General features: G+C 70.3%; 16 protein-coding genes. 11 read left to right on the forward strand and 5 right to left on the reverse strand.

The annotated features are described in order from the left end of the window. The first annotated feature begins 68 nt into the window (after positions 1-68). The 6 genes from F4X11_02745 to glxR all read left to right on the forward strand — a co-directional run bounded on the left by F4X11_02745 (position 69) and on the right by glxR (position 10,991). Positions 69-4,091 carry a hypothetical protein gene (locus tag F4X11_02745; GenBank protein MYN63933.1) on the forward strand — a complete coding sequence of 1,341 codons (4,023 nt, stop codon included), beginning with the start codon at positions 69-71 and terminating at the stop codon, positions 4,089-4,091. A 56-nt stretch (positions 4,092-4,147) separates the two neighbouring features. After that, a complete protein-coding gene (locus tag F4X11_02750) occupies positions 4,148-6,304 on the forward strand; it encodes a PAS domain-containing protein (protein ID MYN63934.1) in 2,157 nt (718 codons plus the stop codon). A 174-nt stretch (positions 6,305-6,478) separates the two neighbouring features. Beyond that, positions 6,479-8,653, forward strand: coding sequence for a PAS domain-containing protein (locus F4X11_02755; GenBank protein ID MYN63935.1), 2,175 nt, complete (start codon positions 6,479-6,481; stop codon positions 8,651-8,653). Between the two features lie 52 nt (positions 8,654-8,705). Beyond that, a complete protein-coding gene (locus F4X11_02760; GenBank protein MYN63936.1) occupies positions 8,706-8,999 on the forward strand; it encodes a hypothetical protein in 294 nt (97 codons plus the stop codon). A gap of 237 nt (positions 9,000-9,236) precedes the next feature. Further along, entirely contained in the window at positions 9,237-10,025 is a 789-nt protein-coding gene (gene hyi, locus F4X11_02765; GenBank protein ID MYN63937.1) for a hydroxypyruvate isomerase, read from the forward strand. A gap of 69 nt (positions 10,026-10,094) precedes the next feature. After that, entirely contained in the window at positions 10,095-10,991 is an 897-nt protein-coding gene (gene glxR, locus F4X11_02770) for a 2-hydroxy-3-oxopropionate reductase (protein ID MYN63938.1), read from the forward strand. Positions 10,992-11,079: 88 nt separating this feature from the next. On the opposite strand, the gene F4X11_02775 is transcribed toward glxR, so the two are convergent. The 4 genes from F4X11_02775 to F4X11_02790 all read right to left on the reverse strand — a co-directional run bounded on the left by F4X11_02775 (position 11,080) and on the right by F4X11_02790 (position 14,579). Beyond that, positions 11,080-12,660 carry a 4-coumarate--CoA ligase family protein gene (locus F4X11_02775; protein ID MYN63939.1) on the reverse strand — a complete coding sequence of 527 codons (1,581 nt, stop codon included), beginning with the start codon at positions 12,658-12,660 and terminating at the stop codon, positions 11,080-11,082. 65 nt (positions 12,661-12,725) lie between these two features. Next, on the reverse strand, positions 12,726-13,517 hold the full coding sequence (locus F4X11_02780) for an SDR family oxidoreductase (GenBank protein MYN63940.1): 792 nt from the start codon (positions 13,515-13,517) through the stop codon (positions 12,726-12,728). A gap of 7 nt (positions 13,518-13,524) precedes the next feature. Next, entirely contained in the window at positions 13,525-13,926 is a 402-nt protein-coding gene (locus tag F4X11_02785) for a hypothetical protein (protein ID MYN63941.1), read from the reverse strand. Beyond that, positions 13,923-14,579 (reverse strand): hypothetical protein, encoded by a 657-nt coding sequence (locus F4X11_02790; protein ID MYN63942.1) that lies wholly within the window; start codon positions 14,577-14,579, stop codon positions 13,923-13,925. Before F4X11_02790 ends, F4X11_02785 begins: the two co-directional genes overlap by 4 nt. Before the next feature lie 243 nt (positions 14,580-14,822). Here F4X11_02790 and F4X11_02795 point away from each other — a divergent pair, with 243 nt between their 5' ends. Further along, a complete protein-coding gene (locus F4X11_02795) occupies positions 14,823-16,226 on the forward strand; it encodes a carboxymuconolactone decarboxylase family protein (protein MYN63943.1) in 1,404 nt (467 codons plus the stop codon). Positions 16,227-16,313: 87 nt separating this feature from the next. Here the strand turns inward: F4X11_02795 and F4X11_02800 are convergent, their stop codons facing one another. Beyond that, positions 16,314-16,706 (reverse strand): hypothetical protein, encoded by a 393-nt coding sequence (locus F4X11_02800; protein MYN63944.1) that lies wholly within the window; start codon positions 16,704-16,706, stop codon positions 16,314-16,316. On the opposite strand from F4X11_02800, the gene F4X11_02805 reads away from it, so the two are divergent. The 4 genes from F4X11_02805 to F4X11_02820 all read left to right on the forward strand — a co-directional run bounded on the left by F4X11_02805 (position 16,689) and on the right by F4X11_02820 (position 21,329). Continuing rightward, the gene (locus F4X11_02805) at positions 16,689-17,981 is read left to right on the forward strand and encodes an MFS transporter (GenBank protein MYN63945.1); all 1,293 of its coding nucleotides are present in this window, start codon (positions 16,689-16,691) and stop codon (positions 17,979-17,981) included. The genes F4X11_02800 and F4X11_02805 overlap by 18 nt on opposite strands. 132 nt (positions 17,982-18,113) lie before the next feature. Then, positions 18,114-18,872, forward strand: a complete 759-nt coding sequence (locus F4X11_02810) for a hypothetical protein (GenBank protein ID MYN63946.1) — start codon at positions 18,114-18,116, stop codon at positions 18,870-18,872. A gap of 126 nt (positions 18,873-18,998) precedes the next feature. After that, positions 18,999-20,852 carry a PQQ-binding-like beta-propeller repeat protein gene (locus F4X11_02815; protein ID MYN63947.1) on the forward strand — a complete coding sequence of 618 codons (1,854 nt, stop codon included), beginning with the start codon at positions 18,999-19,001 and terminating at the stop codon, positions 20,850-20,852. A gap of 21 nt (positions 20,853-20,873) precedes the next feature. Then, positions 20,874-21,329, forward strand: coding sequence for an SRPBCC family protein (locus tag F4X11_02820; GenBank protein ID MYN63948.1), 456 nt, complete (start codon positions 20,874-20,876; stop codon positions 21,327-21,329). Positions 21,330-21,377 lie beyond the last annotated feature (48 nt).

A 21,377-nucleotide genomic window follows, 5' to 3' on the forward strand; every position in this document is an offset into this window, starting at 1 on the left:
CGGACTACACCGAGAACACGGCCGCCATCAGCTTCGCCGGTACGGCGGGCGAGACGAAGACGTTCACCGTGGCGACGACCGAGGACACCGACCAGGAGGACGACGAGACGTTCACCGTCGGCGTCGCCGTCTCCGGAAATTCGGCGCCGGTGACGGCGACGGATACGGCGACGGGGACGATCCTCGACGACGACGCGCCGGCATTGACGATCGCCGACGGGTCGGCCGCCGAGGGCGACTCGATGACGTTCACGGTGACGCTGGACGCGGCGGTCTCTGGCGGGTTGACGGTGACGCCGAGCTTCACGGACGTGACGGCGACGAAGGGCACGGACTACACCGAGAACACGGCCGCCATCAGCTTCGCCGGTACGGCGGGCGAGACCCAGGTCTTTACCGTGTCGACGACCGAGGACACCGACCAGGAGGACGACGAGACGTTCACCGTCAGCCTGTCCGTCTCCGGGACTTCCGAAACGGTGACGGCGACCGACACGGCGACGGGGACGATCACCGACGACGACGGCGAAGGGAATCAGGGGGTCGTGACGAGCCTGACGGTCGACGACGAAGTGGCCGCCGAGGGCGACCCGCTCACGTTCACGGTGACCCTGGACGCGGCGGTTTCTGGCGGGTTGACGGTGACGCCGAGCTTCACGGACGTGACGGCGACGAAGGGCACGGACTACACCGAGAACACGGCCGCCATCAGCTTCGCCGGTACGGCGGGCGAGACCCAGGTCTTTACCGTGTCGACGACCGAGGACACCGACCAGGAGGACGACGAGACGTTCACCGTCAGCCTGTCCGTCTCCGGGACTTCCGAAACGGTGACGGCGACCGACACGGCGACGGGGACGATCACCGACGACGACGGCGAAGGGAATCAGGGGGTCGTGACGAGCCTGACGGTCGACGACGAAGTGGCCGCCGAGGGCGACCCGCTCACGTTCACGGTGACCCTGGACGCGGCGGTTTCTGGCGGGTTGACGGTGACGCCGAGCTTCACGGACGTGACGGCGACGAAGGGCACGGACTACACCGAGAACACGGCCGCCATCAGCTTCGCCGGTACGGCGGGCGAGACCCAGGTCTTTACCGTGTCGACGACCGAGGACACCGACCAGGAGGACGACGAGACGTTCACCGTCAGCCTGTCCGTCTCCGGGACTTCCGAAACGGTGACGGCGACCGACACGGCGACGGGGACGATCACCGACGACGACGGCGAAGGGAATCAGGGGGTCGTGACGAGCCTGACGGTCGACGACGAAGTGGCCGCCGAGGGCGACCCGCTCACGTTCACGGTGACCCTGGACGCGGCGGTTTCTGGCGGGTTGACGGTGACGCCGAGCTTCACGGACGTGACGGCGACGAAGGGCACGGACTACACGGCGAACACGGCGGCGATCAGCTTCGCCGGCGACGCGGGCGAGACGCGGACCTTCACCGTGCCGACGATCGAGGACACCGATGGAGAGGACGACGAGGCGTTCGCCGTCGGTCTGCGTGTTTCCGGGACGTCCGAATCAGTGACGGCGACCGATACGGCGACGGGAATGATCATCGACGACGACCCGGTAACGGCGGGAACGCTGACGATCGGCGATGCCAGCGCCCTGGAGGGCGACCGCGTCACGTTCGCCGTCACGCTGGACAGGGCGGTCCCCCGCGGTTTCACGGTGACGCCGCAGTTGAGCGACGGGACGGCGACGTCCGGCGACGATTACAGCCCGGAGGACCAGACGGTACGGTTTGCCGGCACGGCGGGCGAGACGCAGACGTTCTCGGTGCCCACGGTGGAGGATGCGGTCGAGGAAAGCGACGAGACGTTCACGGTGAGCCTGGCCGTCTCGGGCACGACGGCTGTCGTGGCGGCAACGGACACGGCCGCGGGCCGGATCGTGGACGACGACCTGACGCCGGTTGTCCTGACGGTGGACGTGTCGAGCGTCTCGGAGGCGGTGGGGCCCACCGTCGTCGAGGTGACGGCCGCCTTCGAGGGCGGGGTCTCCCTGTCGAGGGCGACGGCCGTGCAAGTGACGGCGGGAGGGGCGGGCGACGCGGCGGTGCCGGGAACGGACTACACCGCTTCGCCAGCGTCGTTCACCGTAGCGATCCCGGCGGGTGCGGCGGCCGGTTCATCGCCGTTCACGCTCGACCCGGTGAACGACACGCTGATGGAGACCGACGAAGCCCTGACGGTGAGCGGCGCCTCCGGGGCCCGAGCAGTGACGGGGACCGCGGTGACGCTGGAGGATGACGACACCGCGTCGGCGCGGCTGGTCATCCGGCTGGAACCCGACGTGGTATCCGAGGACTCGGGGCCGACACGGGTGTCGGTGATTGCCGAGATCGTGGGCGCGACGCCGACCGCGCCGCTACCGGTGACCATGCAGGTGGGGGACCAGGACGACACCGCGCAGTTGACCATGGACTACGAACCGGTCGACGCGTTCTCGGTGACGATACCGCCAGGCGCGACGCAGCAGCGCACGACGTTTCTCCTGTCTCCGATCGACGACGACCTGATCGAGGGCAACGAGACGCTGACGGTGACCGGCGAGGCATCTCGACTGGACGCGGCGTCGGACCAGGGGCTGATCCGCGACGAGGATCTGGCGGAAGTACGGTCCGAGGGGACGGGTCGGACACTGTTCCTGCTGGCGCGGGCGATCGGGTCGGAGTCGCTGGCCGCGATCGAGGAGCGCTTCGCTGGCGCCGGGTCCGGCCGTCGGGCGCGGCTGGGGGCGGCGGCGATGCCCGGCACGTTCGCCGGTGCGGCGGGTACGTTCGCCGGGGCGGGAATGCCCGGTACGGGCCCGGGCCTGCCGGGCACGGCGGGTGCTGGCCGGTCGGTATCGCTCGCGGGGGCGGGGGCTCACGGCCAGGGCGCCCACGGCATGGGTCCGACGATGGCGATGCACCAGCATCCGTTCGGAGAGCTGGCATGGCTCGACGGGGCCGGATTCGCGGCGCCGCTGGACACCGGTCCGGACGCGGAGAGGACGCCGGCCGGCTCGGAGGTGGCCGGCACGGAAGCGGTCGGCCAGGAGGCCGCCGACGAGGCGGGCTGGGTGGTCTGGGGCCGCGCCGCCACCACGCGGACCGCCGTACAGGCGACGCCCGGCGCGCAGGCGCGAGGCGACCTCTTCACGACGCACCTGGGAGTCGACACCCGCGTCGGGTCCGGCGTGCTGCTGGGCGTCGCGGCGTCGCACAGCGAGGGCAAGCTGGGCTACACGCTCGGGACGCAATCGGATGCGATGCCCGCGGCGGTCGAAGGCGGACTGACGAGTGCGCAACCGTACGTGCTCTGGGCGCCGCGTGCCGGCCTCGAGCTGTGGGGCCTCGGCGGCGTCGGGCGGGGCGCGTTGCAGGTGTCGGACACGTTCGGGACTGTCGATACGGGAATCGGGATGCGGCTGGCCGCCGGTGGCGTACGGCAGGAGGTAGCGGCGGCGAGCGGACTGGCGGTGAAGGCCGACGCCTTCCATGTGGCGATGGCGTCGGACGCCCACCCGGAACTGCCGGCGGCGCGGGCGACGGCGACGCGGGCGCGGATGCTGCTCGAATGGGAATCGGAGTGGGCGGCGCCGGCGACATCGCGGATACGTCCGCGGCTGGAGCTGGGCGGCCGGTGGGACGGTGGGAACGACGTGAGCGGGCTGGGCACGGAACTCGGCGGCGGCCTCTCGCTGATGCACGTCGGGCTGGGGTTGGAGCTGAGCGGGTCGGGGCGCTATCTGCTGGCGCACCAGGCCGAGGGCTTCGAGGAATGGGGGGCGAGCGTGGCGCTGCGGGCGGGTCCGGGCGTGACCGATAGAGGAATGTGGGTGTCGGTCGAGCCGGAGTGGGGCGCGGCGGCCAGCCGCATGCACGCGATGTGGGGACAGCAGCCGGATCCGGGACTCCACCCCGGCGCGGTCGGTGGCATCTCCGGCGCGGAGCCGGGCCGGTTGCGACTGGCGGCCGGCTACGCATTGCCCGAAGCCGGCGCCGACCTGCGGCTGGAAGCGACGCGCGAAACCTACGGCCCGCGCGCCGAGCCGAACCTCCGCGTCGGGTTGTCGGCGACCTTCGACTGGTAGCCGGCGGCGCGTGCTCCACGGTGCCAGCCGCGCACGGTTCCCCAGGACAATTCCCCATGCAGGAGACATCGACGGGTGGCGCGCAACCTGCGGCGCCCGCGCGGATTCTGATCGTCGATGCCGACCCCGACGCGCTGCGGACCCTTTCCGACTCGGTGATCGCCCTGGGACATGCGGTCTGCCACGCCGCCGAACCCGGGCGCGGCGTGGTCGATCTGTCCGCCGATGCGCGTCCCGACCTCGCGGTGATCGGTCTCGCGGCCGGTGCGACGGCGGCGCCTGCCGTCGAGACCGCCGAGCGGATCGCGGAGCGGTTCGGGATACCGATCGTCTACGCCGTGCAGACGGGGGACACCGCGCTGCTGGACCGGACGCAGCGCACGAACCCGCACGGCTACGTGCTGAAGTCGGCCGAGCCCCTGCAACTGGATCTCACCCTCCGCGCGGCGTTGAACCTGGCTGCGCGCGAGCGGGCCGACCGCGAACGGCAGGACCGGGAGATGGCCGCGCTCAAGGCATCGGTGGCGTTCACGGAACGGGACAACGCCATCCTCCGCTGCCTGTTCGAACGCATCAGCGACGCGGTCGTCCTGGGCGATCCCCGGGGCAGACTCACGGCCATCAACCCCGCCGCGAGACGGTTGGGCCGGACGTCGCTGGAAGACCCGAACAAGTGGACCGAGTACTTCACTACCTACCAGGGCGACGGGCGGACGCCGTTCGCGACGGCGGATCTGCCGCTTGTACGCGCCCTCCATGGTGAGACCACCCAGGACGTCCCCGTGGTGCTCCGGCCTCGCCACGCGGATGCCGGCACGGAGGACATCTGGCTGAACGCCAGCGGATACCCGTTGCTCGACGCGCAGGGCAGGTCCCTCGGCGGCGCCGTGCTGCTGCGCGACGTCACCGCCCTGCGCGAGCAGTCGGCGAAGGCTGCGAAAGCCCAGGCCGAGCTGCACGAGCGGCTGCAGGTGCTGGATGCGATCATCCGCAGCATGGCCGACGGGGTGGTCGTCGCGGACGCGCAGGCGCGATTCAAGCTGTTCAACCCGAGCGCAGAGCGCATCGTCGGCATCGGCATGACGGACCGGCCGCCGGACGAATGGCCCGACATCTACGGCGTGTACTACCCCGACGCGTCGACTCCAGTGCCGGCGGACCAGTTGCCGGTGGTGCGCGCCATCCGGGGCGAGAGAGTGGAAGGGCAGGAACTGTTCATCCGCAATCCGGGCGTTCCGGATGGGGCATTCATCAACGTGAACGCCAGCCCCCTGCGCGACGAAGCGGGCCGGGTCGTCGGCGGGGTGACCGTCTTCCGCGACGTGTCGGCGCGCCGGATGCAGGAAGAGGCGTTGACGCAGGCCTTCGCCCTCGGACGCCTGGAGGTCATCGACACGGTCATGCACAACATCGGGAACGCGATCAACAGCGTCGCGACGGGCGTGGACACGCTGCACGGGTGGTTCCAGGACAACGAGCTGATGCGACGGTTCGGCAGGCTGACGGACCTCGTCGCCGCGCACGACCGCGACTGGACCGCCTGGCTGGAGCACGACGCGCAGGGCCGGCAGTTGCGGCCGTTCCTGCTCGCCCTCGTGCGGGACCTGACCGGCGAGCACGAGAAGCTGGTGGGAACCGCCGCCCGCGTGCGGGAGCGCGTGCGCCACATTGTCGACATCATCCGCACCCAGGCCGCCTTCACGAACGGCACGGTGGAACGCAAGCTCGTCGATCTGCCGGCGACCATCCGGGACGCCGTGAAGGTGGTCCAGGAATCGCTCGGGCAACGCGGCGTCGCCATCGAGGTCGACTGCTCCCGTGCGCCGCGCGAGATGGTGGTGCAGGAGAGCCGGTTTCAACAGATGCTCGTGAACCTGCTCAGGAACGCGATGGAGGCTACCGACGAACGCGCGGCCCGAGGGGAGGACGACCCGGGCTGGCGGCCGGGGATTCGCGTGCTGGCCTATCGCGGGGAACAGGAGAACACGCTCGTGATCGACGTCAGCGACAACGGCATCGGCATCGATCCGTCCGATTTCAACTCGGTGTTCAACGCCGGCTACACGACCAAGAAGGAGGGCACCGGACTGGGTCTGCACTCGGCGGCGAACTTCGTGATCGGGTCGGGCGGCAGCATCCGGCCCTTGAGCGACGGTATCGGCCACGGCGCCACGCTGCGGGTGACGCTGCGCCTCGTGAAGGAGCACAGGTAGCTGCCGCCGACCAGAGCCCCGAACGCTCCCGGTTATCATCCCGATGTCGGATACGGCCCGCCACGAACGCGGTCCGCTGCCGACCGTACTCCGGCGGACCGACGACCTGCTCGGCCAGTTCCCTCTGTCGTTGACCGAGCCGCCGGTACCGGCGGACTCCGAGGAAGACTTCCCATGCACGAGACATCGGCGGGACGCGAGTTCCCGGCCCCGCACGGGCGGATTCTGATCGTCGACGCCGACCCCGGCGCCCGGGAGATGCTGTCGCGTGCGGTGACCGGTCTGGGCCACACGGTCTGCCACGCCGCCGAACCCGGGCCCGCGGCGATCGACGTGCCCGGAGCGGCGCGTCCCGACGTGGCGCTGATCGGCCTCGCGGCCGGCGAGCAGGCCGGGCTCGCCGTGCAGACGGGAGAGCGAATCGCGAAGCGGTTCGGCGTGCCGCTCGTCTATGCGACCGAAACGACGGACGCCGAGTCGCTGGACCAGGCGCAGCGCACGGACCCGCACGGTTACGTGCTGAAGGCAGGCGATCCTCGACAACTGGGTCTGGTCATCCGCGCGGCACTGCGTGCAACCGTCAGGAAGTCGAGCGACGGGCAGGAAGCGAACCCCGACGACATGGCGCCCCGTCCGGAATGGAACTCGGCAATCCTCGAGGGCCTGTTCGACAACATGAGCGACGCGGTCATCGTCGCCGACGCGCGAGGCCGGTTCGTGGCCGTGAACGCGGCCGCGCGACGGCTCAGCGGGACGTACGACCCGTCGAATCCCGAGCAGTGGTCGCAGCACTTCGAGGTCTACGAGGCGGACGGGCGGACGCCGTTCGCGACGGAGGACCTGCCGCTGACCGCCGCAATCCGCGGCGAGTCCACCGGCGACGCGCTGCTGCGGCTGCGGCCGCGGCACGCCGGAGCGGGAACCGAGGACCTCTGGTTGCGCGCCAGCGGATATCCGTTGCGGGACGCGGGCGGCCGGTGCCTGGGCGGCACGGTCGTGCTGCGCGACGTCACGGCTGGCCCGGCGCAGTCGGCGCGGGCGAAGAGAATCGAGGCCGAGCTGCACGAGCGGGTACAGGTGCTCGATGCGATTATTCGCAGCATGGGTGACGGGGTGGTGGTCGCGGACGCGCAGGCGCGATTCACCCTCTTCAACCCGAGCGCCGAGCGCATCGTCGGCATCGGCATGACCGACCGGCCGCCGGACGAATGGACCGACCTCTACGGCGTGTTCTACGCCGACGGGGTGACCCCGGTGCCGACGGACCAGTTGCCCGTCGTGCGTGCGGTGCAGGGCGAGACCGTTGAAGCCCTGCAGCTCTTCGTCCGCAATTCGCGCGTTCCGGACGGTGTGTACATCAGCGTGAATGCGAGCCCGGTGCGCAGCGAGTCGGGAGTAGTGGTCGGCGGCGTCGCCGTCTTCCGTGACGTGACGCAGCGGCGAATGGAACAGGAGGCGCTGACGCAGGCCTTCGCGCACGGACGCCTGGAGGTCATCGACACCGTCCTGCACAACATCGGGAACGCGATCAACAGCGTCGCGACGGGTGTGGACACGCTGAACGGGTGGTTCCAGGACAACGAGCTGATGCGGCGGTTCGGCAAGCTGGCGGACCTGGTCGCCGCGCACGACCACGACTGGATCTCCTGGCTGGAACACGACGCGCAGGGCCGGCAGATACGGCCCTTTCTGCTGGCCCTGGTGCGGGACCTGACCGGCGAGCACGAGAAGCTGGTAGGTACCGCCGCGCGCGTGCGGGAGCGCGTACGCCACATCGTCGACATCATCCGCACCCAGGCCTCCTTCACGAACAGCACGGTGGAACGCAAGCTCGTCGATTTGCGGGCGACCATCCGGGACGCCGTGAAGGTGGTCCAGGAATCGCTCGGGCAACGCGGCGTCACGATAGAGGTCGACTGCGCCCGCGCGCCCCACCAGATCCTCGTGCAGGAGAGCCGGTTTCAGCAGATGCTGGTGAACCTGCTCAAGAACGCGATGGAAGCTACCGACGAGCGTGCGGCCCGACCGGAGGACGCCCCGGGATGGCGGCCGAGAATTCGTGTGCTGGCCTATCGCGGGGAACAGAAGAACACCCTCGTGATCGATGTCGGTGACAACGGAATCGGTATCGATCCGTCCCATTTCGGCTCCGTGTTCAACGCCGGCTACACGACCAAGCAGGACGGGACCGGACTGGGTCTGCATTCGGCGGCGAACTTCGTGATCGGGTCGGGCGGCAGCATTCAGCCCCTGAGCGACGGTATCGGCCACGGCGCCACGCTGCGCGTGACGCTGCGCCTGGTGGAAGAACCGAGGCCGCAGCGGTCGCTGGTCGGGCGCAGCGAGTGACTGGATCGCCGTCGTATCCGAGGAAGCTCCGGAGGGGCTGGAGGAACTTGGAATGTCTCTGGAAGAACGCGTCGCCGAGTGGCCGAAGCAGTGGATGCGGGAAGGCATGGAGCGCGGCCTCGGACAGGGCATCGAACAACAAAGAGCGTTGTTGCGGCGTCAAGCGGCGTTGCGCTTCGGCGAGGAGACGGCCGCGCGCCTGGCGGGGTTGCTGGCGCGCGTCTCGGGGGCGGCGCGGCTGGCCGAAGCGGGCGAATGGATCGTGCGTTGCGGGACCGGCGCGGACCTGCTCGCACGCGTGGCCGCGCTGGCGGCGGGTTCGGCTCCGACCCGCGGTGACGAATGAGGCTGCCGGTCGAGTTTCCGAGCCCGCTCGTTGTCCGAGGATGCAGCAACCGGGGCTGGTGATCGGCCGAAACGGCCCGGTGCGCACCCCGCGTGCGGCGGTCGAGCGCGCCTGTACGGCGTGAATGTCTCGACAGCCGCACGCGAGCCGGCATACCCTTTCACGACCTTACGCGAGGAATCGGGCGGCCGCGCCGCGCCGCCCGTTCAGAAGAAACAGCAAGAGGAGACGCCCCCGATGCCGAAGTTCGCCGCCAACCTGACGATGCTGTACAACGAGGTCGACTTCCTCGACCGGTTCCGGGCGGCGGCCGACGCCGGCTTCCAGGGCGTGGAGTACCTGTTTCCCTATGATTTCTCCAAGGACGAGCTGGCCGGGCGCCTGGCCGACAACGGGCTCGAGCAAGTGCTGCACAACCTGCCGGCGGGCGACTGGGGCGCCGGCGAGCGCGGCATCGGGTGCCTGTCCGACCGGGTCGGCGAGTTCCAGGACGGCGTCGGGCGGGCCGTCGACTACGCCCGCGCGCTGGGCTGCCCGCGCGTCAACTGCCTGGCGGGGGTCGCCCCCGACGGCGCCGATCCGGCGCAGTTGACCGAGACCTTCATCACGAACCTCCGCTTCGCCGCCGGGAAGCTGGGCGAGGCCGGGGTCCAGCTCCTCATCGAGCCGATCAACACGCGCGACATTCCCGGGTTCTTCCTGACCGGGACCGATCAGGCGAACGCCATCATCGACGCGGTCGGGTCGGACAACCTCGCGCTGCAGTACGACATCTACCACATGCAGATCATGGAGGGGGACCTGGCGCCGACCATCCAGGCCAACCTGGCGCGGATCTCCCACATGCAGCTCGCCGACAACCCGGGCCGGCACGAGCCGGGGACCGGCGAGATCAACTACCCGTTCCTGTTCGACTTCATCGACCGGATCGGATACACGGGCTGGATCGGGTGCGAGTACAAACCGGCCGCGGCGACGACGGCGGGGCTGTCCTGGGTGGCTCCCTACGTCGGCGCCGGATCCTGAACAGCCCGTGGTGCGCGGGTTCAACCACGGACTGTCAACGCTGAACGCTCTTCGAAGGGACACCGACTCATGGCGAATGTAGGCTTCATCGGACTCGGCATCATGGGCCGCCCCATGGCGGGGCATCTGCAGACCGGCGGCCATTCGTTGTTCGTGCACGACCTCGTACCGATTCCGCAGGAGCTGGTCGACGGCGGCGCCACCGTCTGCGGCAGCGGCAGGGAGGTGGCGGAGCGGTCGGAGATCATCATCACGATGGTTCCCGACACCCCCGACGTCGCGGCCGTCCTGTTCGGGGAGAACGGCGTCGCCGAGGGCCTGTCCGCGGGCAAGATCGTCGTCGACATGAGCTCCATCTCGCCCATCGAGACCAAGGGTTTCGCCGAGCGGATCAACGGGCTCGGCTGCGAGTATCTCGACGCGCCGGTCTCCGGCGGCGAGGTCGGCGCCAAGGCGGGCAAGCTGACCATCATGGTGGGCGGCAGCCAGGCGACGTTCGACACGGTGAAGCCGCTGTTCGACCTGATGGGCGCCAACATCACCCTGGTCGGCGGCAACGGCGACGGGCAGACGACGAAGGTCGCCAATCAGATCATCGTGGCGCTGACGATCGAGGCGGTCGGCGAGGCGCTGCTGTTCGCGTCGAAGGCGGGGGCCGATCCCGGCAAGGTGCGGCAGGCGCTCATGGGCGGGTTCGCCTCGTCGAAGATCCTCGAGATCCACGGCGAGCGGATGATCGCCCGCACGTTCGATCCGGGATTCCGGATCAACCTCCACCAGAAGGACCTGAGCCTGGCGCTCGGCGGCGCCCGCGCGCTCGGTCTGTCGCTGCCGAACACGGCGACCGCGCAGCAGTTGTTCAACAGTTGCGCCGCCAACGGCGGCTCGGCGTGGGACCACTCCGCCATGGTCAAGGCGCTGGAGATGCTGGCCGGCCACGAGGTCGGCCAGGGCGGCGGGAGTTAGCAGTCAACCGGACAACTTCGGCCTGCCGGGAGTCTGCGGATCCTGCACGGCGCAAGACTCCCGGCTGTCTGCGCCGCCGCTTGCCGCCTCATCCCCGCGAGGCCGCAAGCCGCGCGCGGTCGCGCTCGACGAGCTGCCGCCGCAGGATCTTCCCGGAAGGCACCTTCGGGATCGCGTCGATGAACTCGACCCGGCGCACCTTCTTCTGGGGCGAGACCTGCGCGGCGACGTGCGCCATGATCTCCTCCGCGGTGGCCCCGGCTCCCTCGCGCAGCACCACGAACGCCTTCGGGACCTCGCCGGCCTCCTCGTCGGGACTGGGGATGACGGCGGCGTCGGCGACGGCCGGATGCGACTGCACGGCCGCCTCCAGCTCCGCCGGGGCCACCTGGAACCCCTTGTACTTGATCAGCTCCTTGAGCCGGTCGACGACGTAGAGGTAGCCGTCGGCGTCGGCCTTTCCGATGTCGCCGGTGTGCAGCCAGCCGTCGGCGTCTAGCATCGCGCGGGTCGCCTCCGGGTTGTGGAGGTAGCCCTTCATCACCTGCGGTCCCCGTACCCACACTTCGCCGAGCGCGCCGGGGGCGGCGTCGCGGTGGGTGGCGACGTCGACGATGCGCCACTCGGTGTTGGGCAGCGACGTGCCGACCGAAGTGATCCGGGTCTCCTTGCGCGGCGAGTTGGTGTGGGTGACGGGGCTGGTCTCGGTCAGGCCGTAACCCTGGCGGACGAGCATGTCGTTGCGGGCGGCGGCCCCGCGGGCCACCGACTCGGGCAACGGCGCGGCGCCGGACATGATGTTCTTCAGCGACGAGATGTCGAACTGGTCGACGAGCGGATGCTTGGCCAGGGCGAGCACGATCGGCGGCACGAGGTACGCCGTCGTCACGCGGTGCTTCTGCAGCAGGCCGAGGAACTGCTCGAGGTCGAAGCGCGGCATGGTGACGACGGTGGCGCCGGCCCGGAGCGAGGCGCTCATGATCACCGTTATGCCGTAGATGTGGTAGAAGGGCAGGATGCCGATGAGCGTGTCTTCGGCCGCGATGCCTTCGTTGGCGGCGATCTGGGCGACGTTGGCGACCAGGTTGTAGTGCGTCAGCATGACGCCCTTGGGCATGCCGGTGGTGCCGCTCGAGTAGGGGAGCGCGGCCAGGTCGTCGCGCGGGTCGATCGTCACCGCCGGCGGCTCGCCTCCGGCCGTCAGCGAGGCGAACGGCGTCGCGCCGTCGGCTTCCCCGAAGACGAAGATCTCCTCGACCCCGGTGTTCTGCGCCCCCTGGCGAGCCGCGTCGAGAAACTGCGGGATGGTCAGCAGGAACCGTGCGCCGGAATCCTCGAGCTGACGGTGGACCTCCTCCGCCGTGTAGAGCGGGTTCATCGTGGTGACGACCCCGCCGGCGGTCGAGACCCCGAAGAACGCGGCGGCGTACTCCGGCAGGTTGGGGCTGTAGATGGCGAGCACGTCCCCGCGCCCGAAGCCGCGCGCGGCGAGCCCGGCCGCGACCGCGCGCACGGCGGTCCGGAGCTGCGCATAGGTCAGCATCCGATCCGTCGGGCCGTCGATCAGCGCCGGCTTGTCCGGCCTGCGGTCGGCATGCTCGAACACGTGCTCGTGCAGCGGCGTGACCGGTATCTCGATGTCGGGAAACGGGCTCCTGTAGATCATCATCCTCTCCGGCGCGATCCGCGGCGGGCGCTGGCCGCAACGCATCGCGCGGGTCCGCGGCCGGCGCGTCAAGTGAGCAACGAGCCGCCGTCCACCGGAATCACCGCGCCGTTGGTGTACGCCCCGGCCCGCGAGGCGAGGTAGATCGCGATGCCGGCCATGTCCTCCGGCCTTCCGATGCGCCCCAGCGGGCAGGCGGCCGTGATGTCCGCACCGTACCGCGCGAGAATGTCGCCGGTCATCCGGCTCTCGAAGAACCCGGGGGCGACGGCGTTCACGGTGATGTTGCGGGGGCCGAGCTCGACGGCCAGCGTGCGTGTGAGGTGGTGCACCGCCGCCTTGCTGGCCGAGTAGGCGAACGTGCCGGTCCCGACGCGCCGCTGTACCTGCAGGCCGTCCATCGATCCGACGTTGATGACGCGGGCGGGGTCGCCGTCCGCCGCGCCGCGCTCGAGCAGCGGCGTCAGGTCGCGCGTCAGCAGGAACGGCGCCGCCACGTTGAGCCCGAGCACCTTGTCGAATGCCGCTGCCGGGTACTCGGCGTACGGCGCGCCCCAGGCCGCCCCGGCGTTGTTGATCAGGATGTGCAGGCGCGGCTCGCGGGCCTTGATCACCTCGACGAGCGCGGCCCGTCCGTCTTCCGTCGCCACGTCCGCCGGCGCGGCGTGACACGGGCCCAGCGCGGACAGCGCCTCCGCGGTTCGGTCGCAGGCGTCCTTCTTGCGCGAGGAGAGGTAGACGGTAGCGCCGGCCTGCACCAGCCCCTCCGCCATCATGCGGCCGATGCCGCGCGAGCCGCCCGTGACCAGCGCGATCTTGCCGGACAGCGAAAAGAGAGACGAGACGTCGATGGCCGCCATCGGGTGCCTAATCCCACTCCTTCTCGATGCCGTGTCCGCGCGCCGCATCGCCGTGCAGCGGGGTGACGAACCCGAGCAGGCAGCCGTCGGAGCCGTCCTTCAGCCGGTGGCAGCGCACCCGGATGGGGTCCCCCGGCAGGACGTGATTGCGCGCGATGCCGTTCCTGGTGAGCCCGGCGGGGTTGGTGGCCTCCATGGCCCACAGGGCGGGCTCCTCGCCGTTGTCGTCCGCGACTTCCAGGAAGATCCAGGAGTGCGGGTTGATCCAGTGCACTTCGCTGACCGTACCGTCCAGGTGGATGAAATCCGTGAGCTCGTAGTTGCCGTGCGAATGATGCGCCCCGGTCGGGACGACGAGGGAAACCGCGAGGATGGCTGCCGTTGCGATCGAGATCTTGCTGGTCATCATCGGACCCGCGGAGGTGTCGGAAAACCGTTGGTGTAGATCGACTCGTAGCGGATGCCGTTGCCGTCCGCGTCCAGGAATTGCAGCGATTGCTGGAAGAGTTCCGGTCCCGGCCGGCCCCCGGTGGCCGTCGCCTCGAGAATGTAGAGGCGGCTTTCGTGCATGTAGATCGCCGCGAAGGTGCGCGAGCCGTCCGCGTTGGTAAGCTGCAGGTGTCGGCCCTCGACCAGGTCCACGAAGTTCCAGCCGAAGAACGTTGGCGTCACGTCCCGCTGCAGGATCTGCCACGTCGCATAGTCGATGGCGCCGCGTACGTCCACGATCCACGATCCGACGCCGGTGTAGTAGGCCCCGGTGCAGCCGGTGTGCACGTCGGGCGGGCAGTTCCCGGCGCGCTCCGTATGGATGCGCTCGGCATCGGTGTAGTCGACCACGGTGACCGAATAGCGGGTCGAGCCGTCCTCGTAGGCGTGCACGCGGGCCGGGAACTCCGCCTCGTACTCGGAGGTGTAGGTGACTTCCTCGACTACCGGCTCGCCGGGCAGATTGACGCTGAAGAAGTCCGCCCGGCTCGCGTATTCGCCCCAGCCCTGGGCGAGGACCGGTCCCGGAGTGCACAGGATCAACGCGGCCGGAACGATTCGCATGAGGCGCACGGTTTCATCCTCCCGATCAATCGCACTGCTCTCGCTTGCCGAAACCATCCCCATGCTGCCAGAAAACGGCGCGCGTGCACAGCGGGAAGTGTTCGCGGGCGCGCCGTTGGTTCTCGATGCTTCGCGCGCTCCGGGGGCGCGAGATCCGGCGCGCCGCCCCGGGCAGGGGGCGCCGGAGACGGCGGTTTCCGGGCTATGCTGTCGCGACGCCACCGCCGGAGCTTGGGACGATAGAGGGGCTCGATGTCGAATACTGGTAACGCCTGTGCATGGCGGCGTCCGCTGGTCGGGGCTGCGGCGGCGATGGCCTGCGTCGTCACGCTGAATTGCGCAACGGCGGGCGTGGGCCGCGGGACGGCGGCCACGGACGGCGGCTCGGCCGCGTGGACAGCGAATGGTGGCGGAGCGACGACCACCGCCGTCCCCGAAGCGACGACCGCCGCCGTCCCCGAAGCGACGACCGCCGCCATTACCGAGGGGCAGGAGCCGGCTGCGCTCCGGATCCAGCCGGTGGATCCGGCTGACGGCGCTGCGTGGACCGCCGAGGTCCGGTCCGGCATCGAGGCGTTCGGCGTCGAGCCGGAGCGGGCGACGAACCTGCTCCGGACGCTCGCCCGGCATCCCCCGGCGCTGCACGGTCTCGGGCCGCTCGCCGCGTACCTGCGCCAGCGCTCGATGGTTCCGGCCGTCGATCAGCTCCTCATGGGACTGCGCGTCGCCTGGCTCTGCCGATCCGAGGCGCTCTGGGCGGAGCTGGCCGCCGAGGCGCGCGGGTTCGGCCTCGGCGATCGCGACCTGCGGCGGGTCGCGGAAGGCCCCGACGCCGGGTGGGGCGCCTGGGACGCGCTGATGCTCCATGCCGCCGACGAGCTGTACCGCGACGCGTTCTTGAGCGATGCCTCCTGGGACGAGCTCGCGACCCGCTTCAACGTCCCGCAGCTCATCGACATGATCTTCAGCGGCGCCGAGTACATCCTGCTGGCGAATCTGGCCAACAGCCTCGGCGTACCAGCGGACGAGCGGTTCGCCGACCGGCTGCCGGCGGACGTCCCGCGCGCGATGGGGCCGGCGGGCGCACCGCCGTCGCCGCTCGCCGCGCCGCGGCTCGATCCGCTCCCGCGCGCCGCGTGGTCGGCGGAGGTTCGCGGCCTCCTCGATCCCGAGGATGCGGGTGGGCCGGTTCTGAACCTCTATGCGACGCTCGCCCGGCATCCGATCTTCTTCCGTCCGCGGGCCGTGCAGTCGGCCTACATCCGAACCGGGGCGACGCTGTCGGCTCGGGCTCGCGAGATCCTGATTCTGCGCATCGGCTGGCTCTGCGGGTCCGAGTACGAGTGGTCGCAGCACGTGCGGGCGGCGCGACGCATCGGGATGACGGACGAGGAGATCCGGCGGATCGCGGTCGGCGCGGCGGCGCCGGGCTGGGATCCGTTCGACGCGGCGCTCATCCGGGCGACCGACGAGCTGCACCGGGACGATACCGTCTCCGCCGCGACATGGGCGGCGCTCTCCACGCGCTACGGCGTAGCGGAGCTCATCGACGTCGTGATCACGGTCGCCGGCTACCGGATGGTCTCCATCGCCCTCAACTCGCTCGGCACGCAGCTCGAACCCGATCGGCCCCGCTTTCCCGACGTGCCGCGCTGAGGTCCGGCTCCCGATTCGGCGCCGCGGGCAGCTTGCGGCGCGAGATGCCGGCGCGTCCCGCATGGCGTCGAGGCGGGCCGGCCGCGATCAGGCCTGCCGCGGATAGATCTGCTTCGTCTCGACGATGTCGTAGTGTTCGAACACGTCGTTGACGATGTAGGGATCCTGCGCGTAGGTCGCCTTCGCCTCCTCCAGGTTGTCCGCCTCGAGGATGATCAGGCTGCCCGCCACGTCGTCGGCGCCGCGCAGGAGCGGGCCGCCGTGGCGCAGGCGTCCGGCCTCGTCCAGCCGGTTCATGTGCTCGATGTGCGCCGGACGGGTCCGTGCGCGGCGGTCGGGATCGGGGTCGCGGGCGATCAGGGCATAGAGCGGCATGGCGTGATGTTTCTCCAGGCGTTCGCGGGAGTCCCCGGGGCGCGCGCCCGGTAGCGGCGGCGCGGCGTTCGCCGTATTGTAGGTGACATGGGTGCACCGAAGCATGAGACGGGTGGGCGGCCGGGGCGCGCCGTGGTGTGGTCGTGGTGCCTGTACGACTGGGCGAACTCCGCGTTCACGACGCTGGTCGTCACGTTCATCTACTCGGCCTATTTCACCGCGGCCTTCGCCGAGGATCCCGGGCGGGGAACCGCCCTCTGGTCGCGCGGCATCATGGTGAGCGCGCTGGCCATCGCGGCGCTGGCGCCGATAGCGGGCGCGCTGGCGGACCGGGGCGGCCGGCGGAGGTATCTGATCCTGTGCTCGCTCCTCTGCGTCGCCGCGACCGCGGCGCTGACGTTCGTGCGGCCGGACCAGCCGAACGCGGTCGTTATCGCGCTCTCGGTGTTCGTGGTGGCGAACGTGGCGTTCGAGCTGGGGCTGGTCTTCTACAACGCGTTTCTCGCGTCTCTCGCCCCGCCGGAGCGGATCGGGCGCATCTCCGGCTACGGATGGGGGCTCGGCTACTTCGGCGGGCTGGGCGCGCTGGCGGTGGCGCTGGTGGTGTTCGTGCCGGAGACGCCGCTGTTCGGGATCCCGACCGGCGAGGGCTTCAATCTGCGGGCCACCAACCTGCTGGTGGCGGGCTGGTTCCTCCTCTTCAGCATTCCGGCGTTCCTGTACCTGCGGGACGAGTCGGGAACGGGCCGCGGCGTCGACGTCGGCCAGGCCTTTCGCGACCTGGCGGCCACCGTGCGCCATCTGCGGCGCTACCGGCAGGTGGTGCGCTTCCTGGTGGCGCGGCTCCTCTACAACGACGGCCTGGTGACGATATTCGCGTTCGGCGGCATCTATGCGGTCGGCACCTTCGGTTTCAGCTTCGCGGAGCTCGTGACGTTCGGCATCGTCCTCAACGTCGGCGCGGGGCTGGGGGCGTTGGCGTTCGGCTTCGTCGACGACCGCATCGGCGGCAAGGCCACCATCGGACTCAGCGTGGCCGCGCTGTCGGTGGCCACGCTGGTGGGAGCGCTGGCGCCGACCAGGACCTGGTTCTGGGTCTCGGCCATCCTGGTGGGGATCTTCATCGGGCCGAACCAGTCGGCCAGCCGGTCGCTCATGGCGCGCTTCGTCCCGGCGAAGCACGAGTCGGAGTTCTTCGGCTTCTTCGCGTTCTCCGGAAAGGTGACCTCCTTCCTCGGCCCCGCGTTGCTCGGCGTGCTGAGCGACGTCTACAGCCAGCGCATCGGCGTGGGCAGCCTGCTGGTCTTCTTCGTGCTGGGCGGCCTGATTCTCTGGCGTGTCGACGAACGGGAGGGCATCGCGGCGGCCGGCCGGGCATAGAGCGCAGCGGCAACCCGGCGAGCGCGGCGCCCCGGTTCCGAGTTCCTCCCCGGACTGCCAGGTGGTAGAGTAGGAATGAGGGAGTGCCCCGGCGTGCCGATACGCCGAGGCGCATCTACTGGGGAGGCTGCCATGAAACGTCTGGTTACCTGGAGCGCGGCGCTGGTCGTCGGCGTGTCGTTGATAACCGGTGTCGCGTCCGTGACGCTGGCCCAGGATGCAGACTCGTGGATGCGGGTCGACTATCTGCAGGTGCTGCCCCGGGAGCTCGACGAGTTCATAGAGCTGCAGCTCGAGGAGGTCAATCCCGCTCTGCAGCGTGCCGGCGTGCCGTGGCGCTCGGCGTGGCGCACGGCGGAGTTCGGCAACACGTACGAGCGGCTCTTCGTGACGCCCATGGAGAGCCTCGCGGAGCTCGACTTCGGTGGACCGCTCGGCCGCGTCCTCGAGCCCGACCGGCTGGCGCGCATCGCCGATCGGGTGCGCCGCACCCTTGCCAGCCGGCAAAGCTACGCCGTGCGGTATCGCCCGGACCTGAGCGTCGAATCGGATGACGTCAGCGGGCTGTCGCTCGCCTGGATCACCAGCGTGCAGGTGGCTCCGGGCCGGAACGCCGATTGGGAGGCGTTCCTCCGAGAGAACACCCCGCAGTTCCGCGGCGCGGACGTGGTCTTCGGCGTCTACGAGCGCGTGTTCGGGCCGGGACCCGCGGTGTGGCAGATCGTCGAGAACCACGCGAGCTTCTCAGAGCTCGATCGACCCACCATCCTGCAGCGGACCTTCGGGGAGCAGGCCGATCAGGTCGCGGCCCGCCTGGCCGGCGTTCTCCTGTCCATCGAGCGCACCGTCCTGCGGTACGACCCGGAGCTCAGCTTCTCGGCCGCGCAGTAGCACGGGGCCGGCGCCCCGAAACGCCTCGCAGGCTCGGCCTCTCGGCCCATCCCCCCGCTCCAGGAGCGGGGAGCCGCGATATACAATGCGGCTCTCTTCACGTCCGGCGGGAGGCCGGAAACAGCCATGCGATTCATCAATGTCATCACGCTGTGCGCCGCGCTGCTGACGGTCGGCCTGCCGGCCGGGGCGGCGGCCCAGTCGCCGGATGCGGACGGCGCCGACTGGCCGCTGTACCGCGGCAACCTGGCGGGAACCGGGTACTCGCCGCTGACCGCCATCGCCCCGGACAACGTCGCCGGCCTGGCTCGCGCCTGGACCTACGACCTGAACCGCGTCGCCCCGGATCCTTCCGGCCGCGGGCCGAACTCGCAGGTGACGCCCATCGTGGTCGACGGTGTGATGTATCTTTCGGCCGCCGATCGCGTGGTCGCGCTCCGCCCGGAGACGGGGGAGGAGATCTGGAGCCGCCCGGTGGCCGGCCGTCCGCCGTCCCGCCGGGGCGTCGCCTACTGGCCCGGCGATGACGAGCACGAGCCGCGCATCCTGTTCACCACCGGTCCCGAGCTGCATGCGGTGGAGGCGGCCAGCGGTGCGCCGGCGGCCGGCTTCGGCGACAACGGCGCCATCGGCCTGGGCATCCCCTACAACTCCGTGCCGTTCGTCTTCGGGCGCGTCGCCGTGGTGGGCGCCAACACCCCGCCCGGCGCCATCGGCGGCGTCGGCAACGCCCGCGCCTTCGACGTGCGCAACGGCGCCAGCCTGTGGGAGTTCGACTCGGTGGCGCAGCCGGGCGACGTGGGGCACGACACCTGGGAAGGGGATAGCTGGCAGGGGCGCCTGGGCGCAAACGCCTGGCCGTTCTTTTTCACGGCCGACGCAGAGCGCGGCCTCATCTACCTGCCGCTGGCATCGCCGATTCCGGGCTACTACGGCGGCGACCGGCCGGGCGCGAATCTCTACGGCAACTCGGTGGTCGCGGTCGAGGCCGAGACCGGCGAGTACGTCTGGCACTTCCAGACGATTCACCACGATCTGTGGGACGCCGATCCGCCCGCGCCGCCCGCGCTGTTCGACATCCCGCACGAGGGCGGCGCGATTCCGGCCCTCGGCGTCACCACCAAGTCCGGCTATCTGTACATCCTCAACCGCGAGACCGGCGAGCCGATCCACGGCGTGGAGGAGCGCGAGGTGGCGGCGAGCGACGTGCCGGGCGAGGCGGCCTACCCGACCCAGCCGATTCCGGTGAAGCCGCCGCCGATGGGGCGCGTGCGCTACGCGGCGTCGGACCTGGTGACGGCCGAGGACACGACGGCGGAACATGCCGCCGCGTGCGCGGCGCTGGTCGACAGCCTCGGCGACATCTACAACGCCGGACCGTTCACGCCCTGGGTCTACCGTCCCGCCGGCGCCGCGCCGCGGACCACGCTGAACTTCCCGGGCGGGGTCGGCGGCCCGAACTGGGGCGGCGTCTCGTTCGATCCGGCAACCGGCTACGCGTTCGTCTTCTCGATGGACGTCGGCGCGCTGGGCTGGATGGTCGACGCCACCGAGGAGGGCGCACCGTCCCCGTACGAGAAGCAGACGCCGCGGCCGGCCAGCTTTGAGGTGAACCTCGACGGCGTGCGGATGCCCTGCCAGAAGCCGCCGTGGGGGCAGTTGTTCGCGGTCGACGTCGCGACCGGCGACATCGCGTGGCGGCAGACGCTCGGCGTCACCGACACGCTGCCCGCCGGGAAGCGGAATACGGGGCGCCCGGGCCGCGCCGCCGCCATCGCGACCGCCAGCGGTCTGCTGTTCATCGCGGCGACCGACGACAACCGGTTCCGCGCCCTCGCAGCATCGACCGGCCGCGAGTTGTGGGCGGACCGGCTCGAGCAGCGGGGCAACGCCGACCCGATGACGTACCTGGGCGCCGACGGCCGCCAGTACGTGGTGATCGCCGCGACGGACACGCTCGTCGCCTACGCGCTGCCGTAGGGCCGCGATGCAGGAGACGTGATGGCGAACGTGACCGTAACCCGGCGGATCGACGCGCCCGCCGATGTGGTGTTCCGCACCGTCGCGCAGGTCGAGCAGTTCTCGCAGGCCGTGCCGGGCATCCTGCGGGTCGAGTTCCTTTCGGAGGTGAAGTCGGGCGTCGGCGCGCGCTTTCGCGAGACGCGCATGATGATGGGGCGCGAGGCGTCGACGGAGCTGGAGGTCACGGAGCACGTCGAGAACGAGCGGGTGCGGATCGTGTCCGAGGCCGGCGGCGCGCTCTGGGATACCGTCTTCACGGTCGTTCCCGACGGGGAGGGCGCCGAACTGAAGATGGTGATGGACGCCCAACCACAGACGACAAGCGCCCGCATGACCATGCCGCTCGTGCTCGGCATGGTACGGACGGCGGTCGAGAAGGACATGGACGCGGTGAAGGCGTTCTGCGAACGTCCGTCGCAGCAGGCGCCGCAATAGCGAAGGTTGCTGGAGGAGTCACCATCTTTTGCAGCCGGAGGGAGTTGA

The organism is Acidobacteriota bacterium, from assembly GCA_009861545.1.
Classification (GTDB): domain Bacteria; phylum Acidobacteriota; class Vicinamibacteria; order Vicinamibacterales; family UBA8438; genus WTFV01.